Genomic DNA, 24,649 nt, shown 5'->3' with positions numbered 1-24,649 from the left:
TCTGTTCCCCCGGGCAACTCTTCCCGGGGGTGATGATTTCCGATAACCGCTTCCCGCAGCAATCGCTTCCCGTGCCAGACCGCTACGATCAACTCCTTGATTCCCTTCGGCGCACGTTCCCTTTGTTGGATCGGGCAAAAGGGGCCATCGCGCTTCCGTCCCACGTGATTGAAAGCCGCAGCAATGACGTTGCAACCCTTGCTGCGGACCTGATCGCCGATGCCGAACGGGAAGGAAACCGGCAGGCCATTGCCAGCGGGCGGCTGCTGCTTGCGGCGGTGCTGTGGCGGCGCGAACGCGACTCCGCACGCGCCACCGCACTGTTTGCCGACGCGCTTGAAACCTTCGAGGAGGAAGGGAACGTTGCCGGAATGGCACGCACGCTTCTTGCCAGCGGGGTGATGTACTTCGAGCTTGCCGACATCCGCCGCGCGCTGGATCAGTTTCAGTTTGGGTTGCACGTTTCCACCACGGCCCCTTCTTCCCCGTACCTGCCTGAGCTTCTGCGCAGCATCAGCCTTGTTCAAAATCGGCTGGGGGAATTCCGCGAACGGGACCAGACGTTGGTGCTGGGGATGCACGTTGCTCGCCAGCAGAATAATCGCTCCGCACTGCTGCGGCTTCTGTTCGATGCAGGGCAGTACGATGCCAGCTCCGGGCGGCTGCAGTCGGCATTGGAGCGGCTGGTGGAATCCGCCAGCATTGCCCGCCAGGAGCAGGAGGACCTGTGGTACTACCGTGCCGTCAAGGTGATTGGCGAGGTCCATGCCGAGGCCGGCTCGCACCTGAAAGCGATGGAGTATCTGAACGATTATCTGGCCTACGCCGTTGCCCGTGGGTTGGATAACGACCAATCGTTCGCGCTTGCCTCCCTTGCGGTGGTTCATGCTCGCATGGGGGAGCATCCGCTTGCCTTGCATTACTGCCAACGCGCACGCGCCGCCGCCCGCCGATTTGGTTCCCCGCTTCCCGAAGCAAACATCCTGATGACCCTTGCTCCGGTGCTGGCCCAGCTGGGGGAGTACGATGCCGCGCTGGAAGCAATCACCACTGCGGCGCGGATTGCTTCGGCCATTTCATCGGCGATTCGCATTGCTTCCTGCCACCAGATTCGCGGGCTGATCCTGTGCAATGCCGGGCGTTATCCCGAGGCCATTCCCGCGCTGCGCGACGCGCTTCGGTGGGCCCCAAGCAATGCCGAACAACGAGGGGGACACGATTGCCGAGCTTGCCCACCGCGACCTTGCGCTGGCGCTCCGCGCTTCCGGAATGGCGCGCGAAGCCGAACCCCACCAGAAAGAACATGAGCGATTGCAGCAAAAACTGAACGCCGAACAACAGCACGCCGCCACCAGCAGCGCGTTGCTGGACTTCGACCTGCAAACCCTTCTGGACACCGCCACCCCCACCAGCGGCGACACGCTTACCCAAACGGTGGAGCGATTGCTGAAATCAAGCCATGAGTGGTTGGCGCGGGCTAACGCAACCCCAACCGAACCGCCACCCGCCGCGGCCAGATCCAAAAAATCTCAACAGGGGATTGCTGCGGCGCGGGAATCGAGTGCGGAGCCGGATTCTGCCAATTCCCCTTCCGTTGTTGTTCGGACGTTGGGGGATTTTGCGGTGGTGGTGAATGGCCACACCATCACCCAAGAAGAATGGGGAAGGAAGAAAGCGCGCGACGTGTTCAAGTACCTTCTGCTGCGCCACGGGCGGGCGGTTCCGGCCGAGGAGTTGGTGGATGCCATTTGGGAAAATCCCGCCGGGCGGAACCTTCTCCCATCGCTCTGGAACGCAACTTCCTGCATCCGGAAAGCATTGGAGCCGGGGCTGAAGCCAGCAATGGCCAGCCGCTACATCACCATTGCCGACGGAACCTACCGGCTTGATCTTGGCAACGATTCCCAGATTGATTTTGTGGAGTTCCGCCGCCTGATTGCTGCCGCCGCAAAGCAAGCGGATGCCAAGCAACAGGCGGGGCTGCTGGAGCAAGCGGTGCGGCTCTATCACGGAGATTTTTTCCCTTCGGACACTGCCCAGGAATGGACCAACTTTGAACGCTCAACCCTGAAAGATGAACTGCTTCAGGCCCTGATGGAGCTTGCATCGCTCCAAAAAAAATTAGGGGATGCCGAGCGCGCTGCCGCCTACCTTCAGCAAGCCTTGCAGGCGGATGCGATCTTTGAGCCGGCATGGAGTTTTTTGCTGGAGTTGCACAGCCAGCCGCGCCATCAGCACCAGCGTCAATCCCTTCTTCAGCGTTGCCACGAAGCCTACCAGCGCGAGCTTGGCACCCCCCCGCCGAAGCATCTGGTTGGGGAAGGGTGAGGTGCGAGTCAGGAGATAGAGGAAGTAGAGAGAAGCAATAGAGAGAAGAAACCAACCATCCAACCTTCATTGCCCATGCGTGCCACCGAATCGGCCACTCGTTCATATTTCCAACGCTTTCCAGAATTGCCGCCAATCCAGTTTGGGCGAACCGGGCTGATGGTCTCGCGGGCGGGATTTGGCGGGTATCGGGTTTCGGCGGGGATTGCGGGGCACCATGCTGCGCTGCGTGGCGCGTTGCTTTCGGGCATCAACCTTCTTGACACCTCCGCCAACTACGCCGATGGCGGAAGCGAGCAGCTAATTGGCCAGGTCCTCCATGAGTTGTTTGCCGAAGGGGCATTGCGCCGCCAAGAAGTGGTGGTGGTGACAAAGGCCGGGTATATTCAGGGAAGCAACTTCGAGATGGTTGCCGAGCGCGAGTCGGCGGGAAGCGGCTTCCCCGATGTTGTTCGCTACGGCAACGGGCTGTGGCATTGTATCGCGCCGGAGTTTCTGCACGACCAACTTACCCGCTCGCTGCAACGGCTGAACCTTCCTGCGGTTGATGTTCTTCTGCTTCATAATCCGGAGTACTATCTGGGCTGGGCGGCGAAGCATGGCGTGCCGTTGCCCGATGCACGCCGCGAGTATTACCGCCGCATCCACGATGCGTTCGCCTACTTGGAAACAGAGGTGGAGCGGGGGCGAATCGGCTGGTACGGCATTTCCAGCAACAGCTTCCCAAGCCTTCCTGATGCCGATGATTTTACGTCGCTGCAAGAAGTCATCAACGTGGCGAACCGTGTGTCGTTGGTGAATCATTTTGGGGTGATTCAGTTCCCGGCAAACTTGTACGAACGCGGCTTTGTTGCCACGCCGAACCAGCCCGACGGAAGCACCCTTATCCAGCTTGCCCGCCAGCGGAACCTTGCCACGCTTATCAACCGCCCGCTGAATGCAATCCAGCCCGAAGGCCTGCTCCGCCTTGCCGATTTCCCCACCGAACGCCACGTCTCTCCCCAAGAAATCTTGCAAGCTCTGGACCAGCTTCAGGCCCTGGAGCGGGATCAAGAATCGTTGACAGCGGAGGTGGCGGACCCAGACGAGCGCGAGGCGTTGGGCCAGGTCCTCGGCATCGGCGCGGTGCTGCGGGAACACTGGGAGGGCTTCGGTTCGATTGAGCGGTACAACGACATCCTTTCCCACCATTTCGCGCCCCGGCTTCGGTACGCCCAGCAGCAATCGCTGGCGCATCCCGATGACCCGTTGGGGGGATTTCTTGAGGGATACGTCGAGCAAGCTCGTGCCGCCCTTGCGCTGATTGGCAATCACTACGGCCAGCAAGCGCAGACCCGTTCGGATCGCCTGCGCGCCGCCATTGGAAACGCTATTGGAAACGCCACCGGAACCGAGCCGGATGGCTCCCTTTCATCCCTTTCCCTTCGGCTTCTTCTTTCCGTTCCTGGGGTTCACAGCGTGCTGGTGGGGATGCGGCGGTTGGAGTATGTGGAGGATGTTTTGCAGGCAATTCACAACGGGGAACTTGGTGGGGAGGAGGCGTTGAAGAAGCTGCTGGTGTAGGTTTTTTTACCAACTCTATCCCCCAAAAAAACACTCACTTGCCGCGACGAAAAAGGGTGCGGCAAGCCCATGAAGTTTTTAAAAAATCGTTTGATTAACCGGGGCATGAATGGTAAGTTGCCCGCCGATTTTTTCCCTTCCGTTCCTGCGCCCGCCTGTCTGGTTGCCGTGTGGCAATCAAGCTCCGTTGCCAATCCAAAGCTGCTGCTGGAGGTGTCCGTTGCTGAAGTACGACAATGCGGAATTGCTGCACCAAGGCCCAAACGCCGTGGTGCGCCGTGGGGTGCGCCGTTCCGATGGAGCCAGCGTCATCCTGAAAACCATTGCTACCGACTATCCCACTGCCGAACTTCTTGAACGATTCCGGCATGAGTTCGCGCTGCTTCAGCAGTTCCATCACCCGCAAATTATCCGGCCCATCGAGCTTCAGGAAAGCGGAAGCAGTATCACCATCGTCCTGCATGACGACCACGCGGAATCGTTGCTGGAACGGCTTGCGGGAACGCCTTGTTCGATTGATGAATTTTTGGAGCTATCAGTCAGCATCGCCGATGCGTTGCAGGCGGTCCATGCCGCTGGGGTGATCCACAAGGACATCAACCCCGCCAACATTATCGTTCTACCGGGAACCCATCAGGCGACCTTGATTGATTTCGGCATCGCCTCCATGGCTGCCCCCACGGCGGCAACGATTTCCCATAATGCTGCCAATCCAGATATCATCAAAGCAACGCTGGCCTACGTTGCGCCGGAGCAAACCGGGCGGATGAACCGCACGGTGGACCACCGCTCGGATCTGTACTCACTTGGCGTCACCTTCTACCAAATGCTGACCGGGCGGCTTCCGTTCACCACGCTGGACCGGCTAGAGTTAATCCACAGCCACATTGCCCGCCTTCCCGAACACCCGAACACGCTTCGCCCTGGCATCCCCCCGATACTTTCCGAAGTGGTGCTGAAGCTGATGGCCAAAAGCGCCGACGAACGCTACCAAAGCGTTGCCGGGCTTCGCCAGGACCTGCAGCATTGCCGCCAGCAGTGGCAAAGCGGCGGGGGGATTGAACCGTTCGCGCTTGCCCAGCACGACGTTGCCGACCGCTTCCGCATTCCCGACACGTTGTATGGCCGGGAGAGCGAGGTGGAGCAGCTTCTTGCGGCGTTCCAACGTGCTTCCGGCGGACCCAGCGAGCTGTTGCTGATTGCTGGAGGATCGGGGGTGGGGAAGTCGCGATTGGTCAACGAGGTGCAGCGGCCGATTGTGGAGCATCGGGGCTATTTTCTGGCGGGGAAGTTCGACCAATTCAAACGGAATATTCCATTCAGCGGGCTGCACGTTGCCTTCCGCGAACTGATCCGGCAGATCATGGCCGAAAGCCCCGAACGGGTGGCCGCCTGGCGCGAGCAGATTAACCGCACGCTGGGTTCGGTGGGGCAAGTGATTGCCGAGGTGATCCCCGAGTTGGAGCTGCTTGCCGGCCCGCAGCCTCCGGTTCCCGAACTCCCTTCGGAGCAATCGCGCAACCGTTTCAACCAAGCCTTCCGCCGGTTCGTGCAGCTGTTCTGCCGGCCCAATCACCCACTCTGCATCTTCCTTGACGACCTGCAGTGGGGCGATGCTGCAACGCTTGCATGGATTGAAGAAGTGCTGGCCGACCGAAGCTACGGAAGCCTTCTGCTGGTGGGTGCCTACCGCGCCAACGAGGTCAGCGCGTCGCATCCGCTGTCAATCATGCTGGACCGTTTGGCCGAGCGGAAAAGCCTGGTCGCCACGTTGCCGGTTGCACCGTTGGAGCGCGCAGCGGTGGCGGGGCTGATTGCCGAAACATTATCCCAGGACCCCGCCGATTGCGCGGACCTTGTGGAGTTGCTTTTCAGCCGGACCGAGGGGAATCCGTTCCACCTTACGCAGCTGCTGACCGCGCTCCATGAAGATGGCGTGATCCACTTCAGCCACCAGCAGCACGCCTGGCAATACGACATCAGCGGGGTGAAGAGTTCGCGCATTACCGACAACATCGTGGATCTTCTGACCGAGCGGATCCAACGCCTTACCCCGCAAGCCCAGTGGGTGCTGCAGGTGGCTTCCTGCATCGGCAACAGCTTTGATCTTGAGATGCTGGTGTTGGTGATGGAAACAAACCGCGCCGAGCTTCGGCAGCTGCTGGCCCAGGGGATGGAGCAAGGGCTGATTGTTGAACATTTTGTGTGGAGCGGGGAGCATCGCCAGGGATACCGATTCCTCCATGATCGCGTGCAGCAATCGGCGCATTCCTTCCTGACGGCCCAGCAAGTGCAGGAGCTGAACGTGCAGATTGGGCGGCAGATGCTGGCCGCAGCAGCCAACCCCGAAGAGGATGACCACCTGTTCGAGATTGTGGACCACCTGAACATGGCCGCGCCGCTGATAACCGACCCTGCCGAGCGGTCGCGCCTTGTTGGGCTGAACTTGGCCGCCGCACGGCGTGCACGCAACTCCACCGCCTACCAACTTGCGCTGCGCCACGTCACCGCAGCGATGGAAATGGCGGGGATGGAGATAGAAATGGGAGAGATAGGAATGGAGATGGAGGGCCGCGCGGGGGCAGAAGGTGAGTCCGCAGGTGAGTCCATAATTGCGGCGGAGCTGCTGGCCGAACGTGCCGAGTGCGAGCATCAGTGTGGGAACAATGCCCAGGCCGAGGGATTCTTCAAACGCGCACTGTTGGCCGCGCCAACCACCGATGGGAAGATCGCCGTCTGCGAGCAGACGATTCATTTCTACACCAACCTTTCCCGCTTTGCCGATGCCTACGCGGCGGCCCGCGCAGGGGCGCAGCGCATCGGCTACTCACTTCCCCCAAAATTCATCCCTCCGCTCTTCCTTGCGGACCTTGCCAAAGCTCGGGTGCGGATGCGCGGACGCAGGATTGAGGATGTGGTGAACCTTCCAACCATGAGCCAGCTGCGCCAGCTTCAGTTGATGAAGTTGATGGGGGCCGTTGCCAAAGCCGCCTACCAGATCCGTCCAGAACTCTGCGTTGCCATTGCCACCAAAATGGTGATCGAGTCGCTTCGCTACGGCAACGCGCCCGACAGCGTTATCGGCTACTTGGCCTACGGGGTGATCTTCAGCGGGGCGGTGCTGGGGAACCATCCGGTGGGGCATCGCTACGGGGTTGCCACGCGGGCGCTGATCGAGCGGTTCAGCAACGAGCGCCAGAAGGCCGAGGTCTATTTTGTTGGCGGCTACTTCGGGATCTCATGGATGGAGCCGGCTGCCGAGGCCGAGCGGTTGTGGGAATTGGCCTATCAGTCGGGGGTGGATGTTGGGGACCTGTTCCATGCGGGCTGCGCCTGTAGCGGGACCGCGCAAAGTTTGCTGATGCGCGGCCACCCGTTCGATGACGTTCTAAAAACCACGAATCGCTTTCTGGATTTTCTGGGCCGCGTGCGGAACCGCGAGGCAGCGGGGGCGGTGCGTGGGGTGGAGCAAGCAATCAAAAATTTGCGTGGCGAGACGGAGTCGTCCGCGTCCTTCGGCGATGCTGGATTCAACGAGTTGGAGTATCTGGCGGAGCTTTCCACCTACGGGTCCCGCCATTTTGCCCACTACTACTTCATCAACAAAGCCGCCGCGCTTTACCTGTGGGAGCATCACCAACAGGCGCTGGACCTTATCGCCAGCGCGCGCCCCTACCTGAAAGATTCGGTGGGGATGCTGCACGCTGCCGAGCACCGTTTGTACCACGCGCTTGCCGCCGCAGCGTTGGTGGAGTTGGCCCCCACCCAGCAGCGTTCGGCGCGGCTGCGGTTGGTCCGCGCCACCGCAAAAAAATTCCAGCGTTGGGCTGCGGTTTGCCCAAGCAATTTCAAGCATAAAGCCTTGTTGCTGTTGGCCGAGCTTCGGCGCGCAACGGGGGACCACGCCGGGGCCATCAACTTGTACAACCAAGCGATCGAGGCCGCCGCCGAGTTCGGCTACTCCCAAATTCAGGCATTGGCAAACCAGCGCTGCGCGCAGCTGCACCACCAAAGCGGGGCGCGGCGGATTGTGCGGTATCACCTTCGCGAGGCGGAGTATTGGTACCGCCGCTGGGGGGCAACCGCCATTGCCGATGGGCTGGTGCAACGCTACCCCGAGCATTTGGGGCAATCGGTTCGCGCCGAAGGGGCCGCCACCACCACCGTAACCGTCACCAACCCGATCACCACCACCGGCAGCGGGCTTGCACAGTCGCTGGATATGATGACCGTTATCAAAGCTGCCGAGGCTATCTCCGGCGAGCTTCGGCTGCAATCGCTGTTGCGCCGGTTGATGCTGACCGTTAGCGAGAACGCCGGGGCCCAGCGGGCCGTGTTGGCACGCCCGCACCAGCAGCAATGGCGGGTCCAAGCCGAGTTCCAGATTGCCACCGGTGAGCTGCGAATGCCGGAGATGGAGTTTGTGGAATCGGAGGGTGAACTTCCGCAAAGCATCATCCATTTTGCCTCCCACAGCAAGAAGCCAGTGGTGCTGGACAACGCCGCTGCCGATAGCCAATTTGGCCGCGACCCCGCTGTGCAGCGGCGCAACCTCCGTTCGGTGCTTTGCCTTCCGCTGCTGAACCAGGGGAAGCTGAGCGGCGTGATCTATCTGGAAAACAACTTGACCGACGGGGCTTTCACCGAGCAGCGCGTTGGACTGCTGAAACTTCTTAGCGGCCAGATTGCCATCTCGATTGACAACGCGCTGCTGTACGATAACCTGGAAGAAAAAGTGGCCGAGCGGACGAAGGAGATTGTGAAGGAGCAGGAGACCAGCGAGCGGTTGCTGCAAAACATTCTTCCGCGCCAGACGGCGCAGGAGCTGAAAAGCACCGGGCGTGCCCGCGCCCGCTCCTACGGGATGGTCTCAATCCTGTTCACCGACTTTGTGAACTTCACCGGAACCTCGGCCCAGCTTGATCCCGATGAATTGGTGCAGCAGCTGGACACCTGCTTCCGTGCGATGGACGACATTGCTGCGCGCCACAACATGGAGAAGATCAAGACGATTGGCGATGCCTTCATGTGCGCCGGCGGAATCCCCAACCCGAACCGCACCAACCCGATTGACGCAGTGCTGGCGGGTTTGGAGATTGCCCGAACGATAGAGGGGTTTCGCAAGAAAGCCAACAGCGAGGGGCGATCCTTTTGGGGCTGCCGAATTGGCATCCACACCGGCCCGGTGATCGCCGGGGTTGTGGGGAAACATAAGTTCGCCTACGACATCTGGGGGGATTCCGTGAACGTTGCCAGCCGCATGGAATCGAACGGGCAGGACGGTCGGGTAAATATTTCGGCAGACACCTACCATCAGATCAAAGATTTTTTTGCGTGCACAAACCGTGGCAGCCGGCAGGTGAAGGGGAAGGGGGAGATTGAGATGTACTTCGTGGATGGAATCTTGCCGGAGCTTTCCGTGGATGGAAATGGGGATGAGCCGTCGGACCTGTTTTTCCAACGGCTGGCAAGCCATGGCAATGCGGCTTGAGCAGGAAGGATAGTTCAGCAAAGAACGTGCTTCCATAGAGCCGTGGCCCTGCAGGGGCAATGGGGCCAATCAATACAACACCAACATTTTCAACAGTAGGGAGGTGAATCTTGAGCTACCTTGATGTTCCGCGAATCCATTTCATTGGCCGGTTTTATGCCGACCCTTCCACGGTCAACAACGACCCAACCCACTACGACCCCAACGTCACCAACCCGGCACCGTGGCAGGACCCGGCGGGGCTGCACTCCTTCCGCATCCTTGATTGCAGCGTCACCTCGGTGGAAGGGGGGGCGGCTTCGGACCCGCTTATCGGCGCGGCGGTGACGACCACGGACCTTCCCACCCCCGCAAAAATTGTTGACCTTGACGTGTACCAGCAAGCGGTCCCCACCATTTTCGGGATGCAGCTGAAGATCACGCTCTCCGATGGGACCTCCATTGTTGGCGATGTCCAGCCGGTTTCCCTGAACAGCCTGTGGTTCAATGCTGTGCTGCCGATGCGGGGCTGGAACGAGCAATACGGCTGGGGAAGTTTCGGGGGCGACTCGAACGCCTGCGGGACCTATCAAACCGTGATGAGCGTGAAGGCCAGCAACTGGCCAACCACCGCAGGGGCGTTGCAAACCTTGAGGGAGAGCACAATCGTGGAGGATGGAAACGTGCTCCTTGCGTTCCGCTTTGTGGTGGATGGCTACATCAACGTTCCGGGGAACCAGAACTACCGGTACGGCAGAATCACCGGCGCGATTGGACCGGTGGGCATTAACCAGCCGGTCCAGGCCGTTGGGCCGCGCTGGCTTGCGGGGCGTGCAACCCCGCCAAACGCCAACTGGGACGTTCCCGCCTTCTATGGAGCCTCCTTCAAAGTGGACCCGGACCGGAAGGTGATGGTGATTGACATGGCAAACGGGGTTTGCCGCGTGCTTCCTGGCGGGGACCCTGTTGACTTGGGGACGGTGAACGTCTGCGTGGTGGCGAACGGATCCCAAACGGTGCTTGGCCAGATTGATTGCACCTCGTTCGCCTACTCCAACAGCTCCGGAATTGTGGAGCTTCCGTTAAGCGATGCGCAGCTTGCGCTGGTTGGGTCCAACCCAATCGTTATCACGACTTCGCGGACCGACATTGGGCCGAATCCAATTTTTTCCGAGAGCCCTTCCGGCTGGTTTCTTGCTGCCGATAATCGCGCGCTCCGAATGGCGGGCACCCCGGGCACTACGGCCCAAACCGATCTTTACCTCACCCGCTGGGGAATGCCGGTCCCGAACGTCCCGATTGAGTTGATGATTGAGCCGGTGTATGGCGCAACGCAAGGGGCAACCGTCCCGCCAACCAACCCTGGCGACACGCCCCAGGCCGTGAACGTCTTCCAGCCGCCAACCACCTACGCCACGCCAACCGATGAGAACGGGAAGTCCGTGGTGGCCTTGCAGGTTATGCACGACCCCGGCGCACGCACGCCGCAGCTGGATGGCCAACTCTATTTTGTTGTCCCTTACATCGGCGGCACGGTCCCGCCGGACATTGTGAACCAGCCGCCGGCGCAGGAACTCCAAATCTCGGTGGTGGCGTGGGCCAACGTCCCCATCATTGAGCAGCCAACGTGGGCCGACATCCTGGCGATTATGGAGCCGTACGTGAAGCTCTATCCGGGGATGACTCACAAGATTGATCTGAGCGTGGAGGCCACGTTCAACCTGTTCGCCACCAACCCGCCGTGGATAGCAATGCACGAACCGCAGCCCCGCAACGGCATCTGCGCCGGGGCCATTGGCTTCTACATGACGCGCGATTTTACCGACACCCGTTTCATGCCGGTCACGCGGGACCTTTCGCCAAGCAAGTTCCAGACGGTCATCAATTACATCGCCAATCTTCAGAAGTCCATGGGCTTCCCGCCATGCAAGCCAGATAGCCCGCCAGCCGCAAGCGAATCAACCGCATCAACTGGATCAACCACAACCGCAACCGAAGGAGGGGCAGCATGAAACTGAGCACTGAAACTCCGGCGCGGGCGTTTGCCTGGATGATCGCGGTGGCAGTAATGGTCGCAATGATGGCCGCAGCCGCAGCGGGATGTGGGGGTGAGAAAACGGCATCGGACATTGAGCCGGCGGCAGGCTTTGCGACAACCGCAACCCCTCCCCCGCCAGCCACCGACACCATCCCGTACACCATCGAGTTTGTTCCCAAGACGCTTAGCGGGCCTCCGTTGCCAGCGTTGCAAGGCTACCACGCTTTTGTGAACCGGGACGGGCGTTGGTTGGTGGTTGGCGGGCGTGGACAAGGGCTGCATACCTTCATGCAGGCCCCGGCCACAAACTTCATTGACTCCCTTTCCAACCATTTCCTTTGGGTGATTGATCCGGAGAGTGGGAAGTATTGGAGTTTCGACGTTGCAAGCCTTGCCGACACACTTTCGGCACCGCTTTCTTCCACAACGGCGCAGGCCTGCTACGACCCGGCCACCGACTTGGTGTACCTTATTGGCGGCTACGGCTGGCTGGCCGACGGGAGCAACATGAAGACCTTCAACACCATCATCAGTTTTCCGCTGGGGAAGATGGTGGATGCCGTTGCGCAATCATCGCCGGACCCAGTGGCGATTCGTGGGCTGATAAAGTTCGGGCAGGATGACCGGTTTGCGGTGACGGGGGGGGAGTTGTTCCAGCTTGGGGGATCGTTCTATCTGGTGTTTGGGCAGGTGTTCAACGGCCAGTACCGCGCTTTTGGCGGAAGCGACACGGGGTTCTACCAGCAATACACCAGCCAGGTTCGCCGGTTCACGCTGAACCCAAACACGCTGAAAATTTTAAGCTACGGCGCAACCACCGACAGCGCGTTCCACCGCCGCGATGGCAACATCGTGGCCAGCATTGACCCCGCAACCGGGGCCGAGCGGATAGCGGCGTTTGGGGGAGTCTTCCAGCCAGGAATCATTGGGGGATACCAGCAGCCGGTGTATATCAACAGCAAAGGATTTGCGACGGTGGACACCACGGTGGCGCAAAAATTCAGCGCGTACGAGTGCCCGGTGATTGCCATTTACGACAGCAGTGGCGGGGCAATCTATCACACCTTCTTTGGGGGGATCAGCCATTACTACTACCACCAAACGGATTCGCAGCGGGTGGTGTTTAAGTTGGCCACCGAGCAGGGGAGGAACGATGGCTTGCCGTTTATCGGCGACATCTCGGTGTTTCGGCAAGGGAGCGATGGGAAGTATGGCGAGTATTTCCTTCCAACCGCCACGCCGGGGGATTCGCTGGTTGGCGCAAGCATCCCGTTTATCCCCAGCATCAAGAACTTCACCAGCGGGATTGCCTACCCGAACGGGGTGCTGAAGCTGAACGCGCTGCCAGCCGGGAAGCGGACGTTGATTGGCTACATCTACGGCGGCATCCTTGCCTACAACCCACTGCCGGTTGTTCCGAACACCGGCACCAAAGCCGTCAACCATCTGTACGAAGTCTATCTAACCCCCAAGCCGATGGGCGTTGCCCCCGCCACGCTGGCAAAGGAGAGCACGTGGAGCGGAGACAATCTGCACCGCCGGTAGCGGGCAGCGGGCTGCTGGGCGGATTACGTTGGGCATTCAGTGACTTGGTAGCCGAAGGCTAAAGACCTTGGTAGCCGAAGGCTAAAGACCTTCGGCTACCGGGCATGGCATCATAACTGCTTCAGGCGTACAACGCCAGCGATTCCTTCAGTTTGGAGACGGCTTGGCGGTAGCCTTCCAACTTCTCGCGCTCCTTCGCCACCACTTCTTCCGGTGCGTTGGCCACAAATTTTTCGTTGCTCAGTTTCGCCTCCGTTCCTTTGATCTGCCCTTCCAATCTGGCAATCTCCTTCTCGGTTTTCTGGCGTTCTTTCTCCACATCAATCAGCCCCTCAAGGTGGACGTGAAGCTCGGTTCCGCGCACGACTTCGGTGGCCGATAGCTTCGGTTTCTCGGTATCAAGGCCGATGGTGAGATTCTCAATTCTTGCAAGCCGTTGGATAAGCCCCGCGGCCTCGGCAAAGAACGCCGATGCTTTCTGGTCGCTGGCGTGCAGGGTGACGTCAACCCCTTTCGATGGCGGCACGTTCGCCTCGCTCCGCATCCGCCGGATCGCCTCCACACACTCCTGCATCGTCTGGAAATCGTGCTCCAGCCCGGCGGCAATCATCGCTGCGTCGGCAGCCGGGAAGGGGGCAATGGAGATCGAGTCCCCTTCGGCGCGGGTGCTGATGTTCTGCCAAATTTCTTCGGTGACGAACGGCATGATCGGGTGGAGCATTCGCAGGAGTTGGTCGTACAACCCAAACGCGAACGTCACCATCTGCTGGGAACGCTGGCTATCGGTGCTGATGGCCAGTTCCGTCTTCAGCAGCTCCAGATACCAGTCGCAGAAATCGCGCCAGACGAAGTCGTAGATCAGCTTGGAGTACTCGTTGATTCGGTAGCCCTCCAGCGCCCGCTTCACCTCGGCAAGGGCGGAGTGGAAGCGGCTGAGTATCCAGCGGTCCGAGTCGGTAACGGGCGCAAGGTCGGCAGCTCTGGATGGGAAGGGGACGTACCCGCCTGCGTGGAGCGCGGCCACGTCGTCCCGTTTCATCATCAAAAATCGCCCGGCGTTCCAGACCTTGTTGGCGAAGTTCCGGCCAATCTCGCAGAACTCTTCATCGAACCTCACATCCTGTCCGGAGGGGGCCAGATAGACGATGGTGAAGCGGAGCGCGTCGGCCCCGTAGGTGGCGATAACATCAAGCGGATCGGGGGAGTTGCCCAGCGATTTCGACATCTTCCGCCCCAAGCGGTCGCGGATGATGGAGGTGAAATAGACTTGGCGGAAGGGGATGATTTCCTGCATGGCGGTGCGCGGCGTGCCATCGGATTTTGGTTCCCCGGGCATGAACTCAATCCCTGCCATAATCATCCGCGCCACCCAGAAGAAAATGATGTCGGGACCGGTCACCAGAAGGTCGGTGGGGTAGAAGTAGGCAAGCTCGCGTTCGTTCTTTTCATCGCTTCCCCAGCCATGGACCGAGAAGGGCCACAGCCAGCTGCTGAACCACGTGTCCAGCACGTCTTCATCTTGGCGGAGCGGGGCATCGTTGTCCAGCCCCAGCTTTGTGCGTGCTTCTTCTGGCGTCCGTGCGGCGGTGTAGCGTCCGTCTGGGGCGTAGTACACGGGGATGCGGTGGCCCCACCACAGCTGGCGGCTGATTGCCCAGTCGCGGATGTTCGTCATCCAATGCTCGTAGGTCTTGGTCCAATGCTCCGGCGCAATGGCGATATGCCCTTCTTTCACTGCCTGCAGGGCCGGCTTGGCAAGCGGAGCCATTTTCACAAACCACTGATCGCTCAAGTACGGTTCAATCTGTTCCCCGCCCCGTTCGCTGAATCCAACGGAGTGGGTGTATGGCTCCATTGATTCAATCAGGTCGGCTTCCTGCAACAGCTTGACGGCCAGCTTCCGCGCGGCAAAGCGGTCCAGCCCGGATAGGGGTCCGGCAAGCTCGTTCATCACTCCATCGGGGTTGATGGTGTTCGGCATCGGAAGGTTGTGGCGTGTTCCAACCTCATAATCGTTCGGGTCGTGCGCGGGGGTGATTTTCACGGCTCCGGTTCCGAACGTGGGGTCGGCATAATCATCGGCAATGATGGGGACCTCGCGCCCAACCAGCGGAACAATCAGGGTGGTTCCGATCATGCCAGCATAGCGTTCATCCTTTGGGTTTACGGCAACGGCAACATCGCCGAACAAGGTTTCGGGGCGTGCGGTTGCCACGCGGACGGTGCCGCTTCCGTCGGGGCGGTGGTAGCGAAGGGTGTACATGGTGTCCTGGACCTCTTTGTGGATCACCTCCTCATCGCTCAGCGTGGTTTGGGCCAGTGGGGACCAGTTGACGATTCGTTTGCCACGGTAGATCAATCCTTTATCGAACAGGCGGACGAACACCTCGGTGACGGCACTGCTCAAAGCCGGTTCCATGGTGAACCGTTCGCGCCGCCAATCCACCGAAACGCCCAGCGCGCGAAGCTGCTGCAGGATGATGCCGCCATACTTCTCCTTCCACTCCCAGACCTTCTCCACAAAGCCTTCGCGGCCCAAGTCGCGGAAGTTGACTCCATCGTCGGCCAATGCGCGGACCACTTTGGATTGGGTTGCAATTCCGGCATGGTCCATGCCCGGGATCCAGCACGCCACCTTCCCCTGCATCCGATGCCAGCGGATGTACAGGTCCTGCAGCGTGTTGTTCAGGATATGCCCCATCGTCAGCATCCCGGTAACGTTTGGGGGCGGGATCACGATGGTGAAGGATTCGGTTTGGGTGGTATCGGCGGGGACCTGGGCATCGTACAAGCGATGGGCGTACCAGTATTGATACCAGCGGGATTCCGCCTCGGCGGGGGTATATGTTTTTGGAAGCTCGGCCATAGGTCCGTTCAGCAGTTGGAAAGTTCTTGGTAGTTGAAAAACTCAGAAAAGGGAAAGTGCTACCATCCACAATCGGGCCAGAAGATACAACGGAAGCAAGGGCAGGCAAAGGAGCAGAGCCTGCGGAACACACATTTCAACGCACCCACCCGCCCGCACAATCCAGCCCTAATCGCCACACAGAAACGCTTCGTGCCCCCGCCACCACAAAGATTGACGAAGGCACGAAGAGGAGAGGAGAATCCCCGCGTGTGCGGGGAACAGGCGTGGTTGGTACAGAAGCCCGGGGTTAAAGACGGAGAATCCCTGCGTGTGCGGGGAACAGTGTTCCTGTGTGTTCTTCGCCTTCTTCCCGACGGGATCATCCCCGCGTATGCGGGGAACAGGAGTCAGTGCCACGCAAAAAGCGATGGGCAAGCTGATCATCCCCGCGTATGCGGGGAACAGGAACACGACCCCTTTATGAGCCTGCACAACGAAGGATCATCCCCGCGTGTGCGGGGAACAGTTGTGCGACACCTGCAAGTATCTCCAGTAATACGGATCATCCCCACGTGTGCGGGGAACAGATCACTGAAATCGCCGCTTTCCACAACGTGTCGGGATCATCCCCGCGTGTGCAGGGAACAGGGACCCTCTTGGTTCTACTCCTCATTTTTTTTGGGATCATCCCCGCGTGTGCAGGGAACAGGTTGGGTTGTGGTTGCGGTTGCGGTTCGGTTGGGGATCATCCCCGCGTGTGCAGGGAACAGATTTGGGGAACGCCTGGTGCAGGGAAAAGCCACGGATCATCCCCGCGTGTGCAGGGAACAGATGTTCTTGCCGCCTAGTCGCTTTACTGCACGAGGATCATCCCCGCGTGTGCAGGGAACAGATCGTTGACGCAAGGACAGGAGAAGAGCGGGTGGGATCATCCCCGCGTGTGCAGGGAACAGGATTGCGTGATGGATACCGCACCGACGGTAAAAGGATCATCCCCGCGTGTGCAGGGAACAGTTCGCCGCTGCCCGCCCGTTCCGTTCCTCAATGTAGCCAACGCCGGGGGCTTCACGGCAAACCCAGCGGGGTTTCTTGGGGCTTCGGGGGCGTGACATATGAAGGGCTATTTACAGCGAACGGTATAATCGCCGCCGGGCTTTATCTCGATCGTATCCGCCCAAATAACGCGCCAAAAATTCCCCTCCTGAACTTGCCCAACGAACCCAACCTTCGCCCCTTCTTTCTGTATCCAAAGCCGCCGCTTTTCCCCCTTCCTCACCTCAAACGAGGGCTGGCCATTGCTAAAGGTTGCCGAAATTTTGACGGGGCCGAATAGGTTGCTTGAATAGCATTCATCGGGCGCGGAAATCAGGTAGGAACATTCAATCCGCCCGAACGCGTCATCGCGGCATTCCGGTTCTTCCGGCCCGGTTGAGCCACAGCCTGAAGCGGCCAAAACGGCGGCCCCCAATAACATCACCTTGAAAGGTTTCATCGCTCTAAATAAGCATTGTGAATGTGTCAAACCACCGTCCCAATAATTTGGGCGGTTTCTGTTGCCGGAACGGGAACCTTCACCTTGCGCCCGTTGGCATACTAAAATAACCCGTTAGGCTGATAACGCTTCACAATAGGGTCGCGGATCATCCCCGCGTGTGCGGGGAACAGGGGAGACGGTACTTCGCAAAGCATTGATCGGAGGGATCATCCCCGCGTGTGCAGGGAACAGTCAGCGACTACAGCACGGAGTACACGGGGCCGAGGATCATCCCCGCGTGTGCAGGGAACAGCCCGGGGGAGGCGATAAGAGCAACTACTCAAAGGGATCATCCCCGCGTGTGCAGGGAACAGTCAGGAATCACTTGCCGAATTTGGCCCCGCCCGGGATCATCCCCGCGTGTGCAGGGAACAGTTTTGGTCATCGCTCTGTGATCGGGTGGTATCCGGATCATCCCCGCGTGTGCAGGGAACAGTTTCCGCAACAATCGCAAGTGCAACACCAACGAGGATCATCCCCGCGTGTGCAGGGAACAGTGAAGGGGATAGCGATATGCTAAAGCTCTTCGGGGATCATCCCCGCGTGTGCAGGGAACAGGGCGCTACTCATACGGTAACAATCCAACAGGCGGGATCATCCCCGCGTGTGCAGGGAACAGGTTGCCTCCGTTATGCTGTGACTAAGTCTTCGGGGATCATCCCCGCGTGTGCAGGGAACAGCGTTGGGTAAGGTGTACGCTGCCAGCGCAAATGGGATCATCCCCGCGTGTGCAGGGAACAGGCGCGCAATCGGTCACAGGATGGCGCAAGGGGGACATCATCCCCGCGTGTGCAGGGAACAGGCAGGGGGAGGGCTGTTTTGGGTGGTTCGGTGGGGATCATCCCCGCGTGTGCAGGGAACAGCCACTACGCAGCCGCACCGTCAACGCTTCCGCGGGATCATCCCCGCGTGTGCAGGGAACAGATCGCAGCCAACCCCATCTCCAACCGCATCACCCGATCATCCCCGCGTGTGCAGGGAACAGATGTATGGCACAACCGTGCTTTTGGTGACGTTGGGATCATCCCCGCGTGTGCAGGGAACAGCGATGCTTGCAGCGATATTTTCAAACGCAACCGGGATCATCCCCGCGTGTGCAGGGAACAGCCAGCGGAATCCGTGGATATGATCCTTGCAGACGGATCATCCCCGCGTGTGCAGGGAACAGGTCGAAGAACCAATCGGAGAATAAAATAATGGGGGATCATCCCCGCGTGTGCAGGGAACAGAGCTGCTGCAATCAATAACCACCAAACAAGGACGGATCATCCCCGCGTGTGCAGGGAACAGCCAACCATCGCTGCGGTTGTGGAGCCGCCACGAGGATCATCCCCGCGTGTGCAGGGAACAGCCGTGGTGGTTATTGTGTGACTAAGTCTTCGTCGGATCATCCCCGCGTGTGCAGGGAACAGTTGCCCGTGGCATCAGCAATGACTGCCTTTGCGGGATCATCCCCGCGTGTGCAGGGAACAGTATCCTTTGGAGCGAAAGGGCTTTACAGTTTGCGGATCATCCCCGCGTGTGCAGGGAACAGGTACTTTTTCCTTGCGCGTTTAGCGTAAGGATAGGATCATCCCCGCGTGTGCAGGGAACAGGACACCGTGGAGCGTGGCAAGCTCCACGGCTGGGGATCATCCCCGCGTGTGCAGGGAACAGACGCTTTTCATCTTCACGCTGATCCCGCATCACGGATCATCCCCGCGTGTGCAGGGAACAGCATAAAACCTTTTGCGAGTTCTAGTGCTGAATCGGATCATCCCCGCGTGTGCAGGGAACAGCACTACCTCAAAACCGTCCAGTACCTCCAACGGGGATCATCCCCGCGTGTGCAGGGAACAGAACTTCAAGTGCATGAGCAATTTGTTCTAAGTGGGATCATCCCCGCGTGTGCAGGGAACAGATTCTTGTACGTCCTCGCAACTGAATGGTGTGAGGATCATCCCCGCGTGTGCAGGGAACAGATTCTTGTACGTCCTCGCAACTGAATGGTGTGAGGATCATCCCCGCGTGTGCAGGGAACAGTTGTCCCCTGAGCCGTTTATCGCGACTTCAAGGGGATCATCCCCGCGTGTGCAGGGAACAGCAGAAGGTGACGGCGTGGAATTCGGTGACGAAGGGATCATCCCCGCGTGTGCAGGGAACAGCCAGCGGAATCCGTGGATATGATCCTTGCAGACGGATCATCCCCGCGTGTGCAGGGAACAGCTTTGGGGTTCTCCGATTGCTCCAAGATTCCCGGGATCATCCCCGCGTGTGCAGGGAACAGGCTTCGCTTTGCGTCCTCCATCGTCCCCCATTCGGATCATCCCCGCGTGTGCAGGGAACAGCGCTCATCGAATCCGACCGTGCGCCAGAAATAGGGATCATCCCCGCGTGTGCAGGGAACAGGATCGCCGAGCGATGACTTGATAGAGGCAAGGAGGATCATCCCCGCGTGTGCAGGGAACAGGTCGCTCAAAACTCTACGGAGGGAGGCGAGACGGGATCATCCCCGCGTGTGCAGGGAACAGTGATTGAACGCCAGGTATGGCGCAGAGAGATCGGGATCATCCCCGCGTGTGCAGGGAACAGCATACTACACGATGCAGTTTGCGCAGGCAATCAGGATCATCCCCGCGTGTGCAGGGAACAGAACCGTTGGAGATTCGACAGGCTTGGGGACACCGGATCATCCCCGCGTGTGCAGGGAACAGGACAGTGGTTCAGCGACTCACGCAGCTTCGGGAGGATCATCCCCGCGTGTGCAGGGAACAGTTTGGCTCTTCTTGAAGTAGCTCATCTTGAAAGGGATCATCCCCGCGTGTGCAGGGAACAGGTTGCTCTCACAGCAATATGCGTAACCACTGACGGATCATCCCCGCGTGTGCAGGGAACAGAGATGCAATCGCTTGAACGCCGGATAGATGAGAGGATCATCCCCGCGTGTGCAGGGAACAGGGTTATCAGCACCCAACACCGTCACCCGCTTCGGGATCATCCCCGCGTGTGCAGGGAACAGAACGTCAACGGTGGTGGTGCAAAAGCATCAGCCGGATCATCCCCGCGTGTGCAGGGAACAGTGTACGAAGAAGATTACTCACTTGGTGGGAACGGGATCATCCCCGCGTGTGCAGGGAACAGCTAGCTGCTGATGAGCCTCCGCACATCACGATCGGATCATCCCCGCGTGTGCAGGGAACAGCATGGTGTGTCGGTTTCGATTGTGTGAGTGTTAGGGATCATCCCCGCGTGTGCAGGGAACAGGCGAAGGATCAGGCCAGCGGATTCGGGAGCGCGGGATCATCCCCGCGTGTGCAGGGAACAGATCCTGCTGGTAGCCTCTATGGTAGCATGGTGGGGATCATCCCCGCGTGTGCAGGGAACAGCATCGCACCAGCCCGCGCCGCTTGCCGATCTTCGGATCATCCCCGCGTGTGCAGGGAACAGTTTTCCTCCTGACTTGGTAGGCTCTTCAGCAGCGGATCATCCCCGCGTGTGCAGGGAACAGACGGTTCGCTTTCCGACGTGGACACCAGCGGACGGATCATCCCCGCGTGTGCAGGGAACAGCTTGGTTGGTTTGCCTGTTAGTATCTCTGTTGGGGATCATCCCCGCGTGTGCAGGGAACAGCAGTGTGCCAGTAGCAGCGAAGGAACCCGCGACGGATCATCCCCGCGTGTGCAGGGAACAGGGTCATCATATCCCCCTCACCTGTAAGCAACCAGGATCATCCCCGCGTGTGCAGGGAACAGCCTGAAGTTGGTGTTGGCGCGGTTCGCGAAATGGGATCATCCCCGCGTGTGCAGGGAACAGGAAGTGTTCCGCTTGGTGATCCATCCGCAAAACGGATCATCCCCGCGTGTGCAGGGAACAGGGCTCCGATATGTCTGCCAGTAGGGTGCGGGCCGGATCATCCCCGCGTGTGCAGGGAACAGAGGTTGCGCCGCGTTGTCCCGTGTAGTCCGTCAGGATCATCCCCGCGTGTGCAGGGAACAGGTCTTTGCATCGAGCTTCAAGTCGTGGCGGATGGGATCATCCCCGCGTGTGCAGGGAACAGGTTCGGTTGTCCCTTCATCCAACGCCTATCGCGGGATCATCCCCGCGTGTGCAGGGAACAGACTCACACGGCAAAGACCCAAGCGGTGAAGATGGGATCATCCCCGCGTGTGCAGGGAACAGCGTGCTGCTGGATATAGCAGGATCGAGAACCGCGGATCATCCCCGCGTGTGCAGGGAACAGCCGTTGGCGTTCTTCTTTGGTTAGTCGCCGCCAGGATCATCCCCGCGTGTGCAGGGAACAGCGCAGTATCCAATTCGGAGCCTTCGTATATCTGGGATCATCCCCGCGTGTGCAGGGAACAGCTGCCATTTCGCTGCAAGCGCGTTCATATGCCGGGATCATCCCCGCGTGTGCAGGGAACAGAACGCACAACGAGCGCTATAACGAAGACAACGGGGATCATCCCCGCGTGTGCAGGGAACAGTGTTGAAGTTCGATTTGGATGCCGATGGGGAGGGGATCATCCCCGCGTGTGCAGGGAACAGTCCGGTGATAGCGAAGAGGCGTTGGCCGAAAGGGGATCATCCCCGCGTGTGCAGGGAACAGTCCGGTGATAGCGAAGAGGCGTTGGCCGAAAGGGGATCATCCCCGCGTGTGCAGGGAACAGCCCCACGTAGTCAACCCCGAAGACCGCCCCCACGGATCATCCCCGCGTGTGCAGGGAACAGATCTCTCTGTGAATCCAGTTCAGTTGCATGGTGGGATCATCCCCGCGTGTGCAGGGAACAGAGGTCGCAGCGTGTCATCCTCTCCGATCCCCCCGGATCATCCCCGCGTGTGCAGGGAACAGGGTGCGAGGCTAAAGACTTTCGCGAAGACGCGGGGATCATCCCCGCGTGTGCAGGGAACAGGAAGGGATCACGCCGGACGTGGCAAAGGTTCGGGGATCATCCCCGCGTGTGCAGGGAACAGCTTGCGGATGGCTTCGGATTGGATGGTGAACGAGGATCATCCCCGCGTGTGCAGGGAACAGCATGCGATGGCCGTTGCTGACGTGTTGGCAAAGGGATCATCCCCGCGTGTGCAGGGAACAGGTAGTCGTTGCCGCTACACAGGGGAAGAGATCGGGATCATCCCCGCGTGTGCAGGGAACAGCCACTTGCTGTAAAGGGTCTCACGCGTTGCCACGGATCATCCCCGCGTGTGCAGGGAACAGTGTTGCTTGGTAGCAGAAGACGGAACCGCCTTCGGATCATCCCCGCGTGTGCAGGGAACAGCGGATGAATGGGGTGACGGGGAAAAGATCACCAGGATCATCCCCGCGTGTGCAGGGAACAGGGCTCCGCTGGGAGCCGTACGATATCGTCCCCGGGATCATCCCCGCGTGTGCAGGGAACAGCAAGTATGTCAGCATCGTGATGCAACCTCCCTGGGATCATCCCCGCGTGTGCAGGGAACAGGTGACACCAGTTGCAGCGGCGGCGGGCGTGAAGGGATCATCCCCGCGTGTGCAGGGAACAGCGCTTTTCGTTCGCCCATTTGACCGCTGCGAGGGGATCATCCCCGCGTGTGCAGGGAACAGAAAGACCAGCGTTCCTTCCGGTGGTGGTCCGCGGGATCATCCCCGCGTGTGCAGGGAACAGCTTCCATGCCTTGCGTATCGGATGCAACCACCAGGATCATCCCCGCGTGTGCAGGGAACAGCGCTCTTCCTCTTCCTCCCAAAGACCGAGCATCGGATCATCCCCGCGTGTGCAGGGAACAGAGGCACACGCCGGGGCTGATCCGGCCCGCCCCGGGATCATCCCCGCGTGTGCAGGGAACAGGTCTATGCCGCCATCGGTGAAGAGCCGACGGAAGGATCATCCCCGCGTGTGCAGGGAACAGCCGCCGGGCTGTGCGATGAACATCATCACGAACGGATCATCCCCGCGTGTGCAGGGAACAGAAAACAGCTTTTGCCCCCGCTTCCGCGCTGGGAGGATCATCCCCGCGTGTGCAGGGAACAGGCCGGATCATACGAATCTCCAATCTCCGGGAGGGGATCATCCCCGCGTGTGCAGGGAACAGTGTCAGCCCCCGGAGGTCTTGCCACCTCCAAAAGGATCATCCCCGCGTGTGCAGGGAACAGCGTTTCCACGGCAAGTTGCGCCTTGCCCCCTTCGGATCATCCCCGCGTGTGCAGGGAACAGATCCCTTGTTGGATTACGATGCCACCGTTGCGGGGATCATCCCCGCGTGTGCAGGGAACAGCCCCGAATCCGCAACAACTTCCGTTGTGATTGGGGATCATCCCCGCGTGTGCAGGGAACAGGAATAAGTGACCGGATATTGAAGCGAATTCAAGGGATCATCCCCGCGTGTGCAGGGAACAGACGGGGCGGAAGATGTGGGCGGCAAAAGCCCGCGGATCATCCCCGCGTGTGCAGGGAACAGGGAATCGTTCTACTGAATTGTTCAAGGCAGCGAGGATCATCCCCGCGTGTGCAGGGAACAGCAGCATCGAACTTGACGAACGGTTCGCTGAGGCGGATCATCCCCGCGTGTGCAGGGAACAGATGGCCTCATATCCCACCGGAAGGTTCGCACGAGGATCATCCCCGCGTGTGCAGGGAACAGGGGGCAACGCGAAATAATGCTTCCAATTCGCAGGGATCATCCCCGCGTGTGCAGGGAACAGCGATGCTTGCAGCGATATTTTCAAACGCAACCGGGATCATCCCCGCGTGTGCAGGGAACAGATACAGCAAGAGTATCTCGTGAAGTCATCCATCGGATCATCCCCGCGTGTGCAGGGAACAGGGCCCCATACCGCGCAACGTGAATCGCGACTACGGATCATCCCCGCGTGTGCAGGGAACAGAGAACGAAGACAACAACAAGATCGTGTTGGGGAGGATCATCCCCGCGTGTGCAGGGAACAGGCACCGAAACCCGCCATCGCTGTTAAAAAAAAGGGATCATCCCCGCGTGTGCAGGGAACAGACCGTCCAGCTCGTTACCCTCAAGGGATAGGTGGGATCATCCCCGCGTGTGCAGGGAACAGATCCGCTGCAAGTCCAACAGGGTCCTTGCTCCGGGATCATCCCCGCGTGTGCAGGGAACAGCTCGACTGCCCGGGATGTGTCAACAAGCCAGTGGGATCATCCCCGCGTGTGCAGGGAACAGACGGAGTTCATCCTGTGGGGATCAAAGGGGGAGGGATCATCCCCGCGTGTGCAGGGAACAGGGCTATGTAACTGGCAGGGCTAACTCCCCCGAAGGATCATCCCCGCGTGTGCAGGGAACAGTTTGGAGCGGACCTACTGAAACAGCAGCAGGGGGGATCATCCCCGCGTGTGCAG

Annotated in this window: 8 protein-coding genes and 1 CRISPR repeat array (1 of these 9 cut by a window edge); of the genes, 6 read left to right on the top strand and 2 right to left on the bottom strand. The window is 59.8% G+C overall.

The features are described from left to right. Nucleotides 1–29 precede the first annotated feature (29 nt). The 6 genes from IPM61_00750 (at nucleotide 30) to IPM61_00725 (ending at nucleotide 12,944) form a co-directional block, all read left to right on the top strand. Entirely contained in the window at nucleotides 30–1,307 is a 1,278-nt protein-coding gene (locus IPM61_00750) for a tetratricopeptide repeat protein (GenBank protein MBK8909836.1), read from the top strand. Further along, nucleotides 1,195–2,328, top strand: a complete 1,134-nt coding sequence (locus IPM61_00745; protein ID MBK8909835.1) for a hypothetical protein — start codon at nucleotides 1,195–1,197, stop codon at nucleotides 2,326–2,328. Before IPM61_00750 ends, IPM61_00745 begins: the two co-directional genes overlap by 113 nt. Nucleotides 2,329–2,403: 75 nt before the next feature. Further along, nucleotides 2,404–3,891: an aldo/keto reductase gene (locus IPM61_00740; GenBank protein MBK8909834.1), complete on the top strand. Its 1,488-nt coding sequence runs from the start codon at nucleotides 2,404–2,406 to the stop codon at nucleotides 3,889–3,891. Nucleotides 3,892–4,111: 220 nt separating this feature from the next. Continuing rightward, nucleotides 4,112–9,382, top strand: coding sequence for an AAA family ATPase (locus IPM61_00735; protein ID MBK8909833.1), 5,271 nt, complete (start codon nucleotides 4,112–4,114; stop codon nucleotides 9,380–9,382). Between the two features lie 110 nt (nucleotides 9,383–9,492). Further along, entirely contained in the window at nucleotides 9,493–11,373 is a 1,881-nt protein-coding gene (locus tag IPM61_00730; GenBank protein ID MBK8909832.1) for a hypothetical protein, read from the top strand. After that, a complete protein-coding gene (locus tag IPM61_00725) occupies nucleotides 11,370–12,944 on the top strand; it encodes a hypothetical protein (GenBank protein ID MBK8909831.1) in 1,575 nt (524 codons plus the stop codon). Before IPM61_00730 ends, IPM61_00725 begins: the two co-directional genes overlap by 4 nt. Nucleotides 12,945–13,065: 121 nt before the next feature. Here IPM61_00725 and IPM61_00720 read toward each other — a convergent pair whose 3' ends face one another. Both IPM61_00720 and IPM61_00715 read right to left on the bottom strand, forming a co-directional pair. Continuing rightward, nucleotides 13,066–15,810 carry a valine--tRNA ligase gene (locus IPM61_00720; protein ID MBK8909830.1) on the bottom strand — a complete coding sequence of 915 codons (2,745 nt, stop codon included), beginning with the start codon at nucleotides 15,808–15,810 and terminating at the stop codon, nucleotides 13,066–13,068. A 1,102-nt stretch (nucleotides 15,811–16,912) separates the two neighbouring features. Next, complete coding sequence (locus tag IPM61_00715; protein ID MBK8909829.1) at nucleotides 16,913–17,284, bottom strand: hypothetical protein; 372 nt, start codon at nucleotides 17,282–17,284, stop codon at nucleotides 16,913–16,915. A 145-nt stretch (nucleotides 17,285–17,429) separates the two neighbouring features. Continuing rightward, nucleotides 17,430–24,649: direct repeats of the CRISPR family, unit length 28 nt; unit sequence GGATCATCCCCGCGTGTGCAGGGAACAG; it runs 12,572 nt beyond the window's last position.

The sequence above is a fragment of the Chlorobiota bacterium genome, assembly GCA_016710285.1.
Taxonomy (GTDB): domain Bacteria; phylum Bacteroidota; class Ignavibacteria; order OLB7; family OLB7; genus OLB7.
Note: the sequence above shows the minus strand (reverse complement) of the source record. Positions and strands in the feature narration are given on the sequence as shown.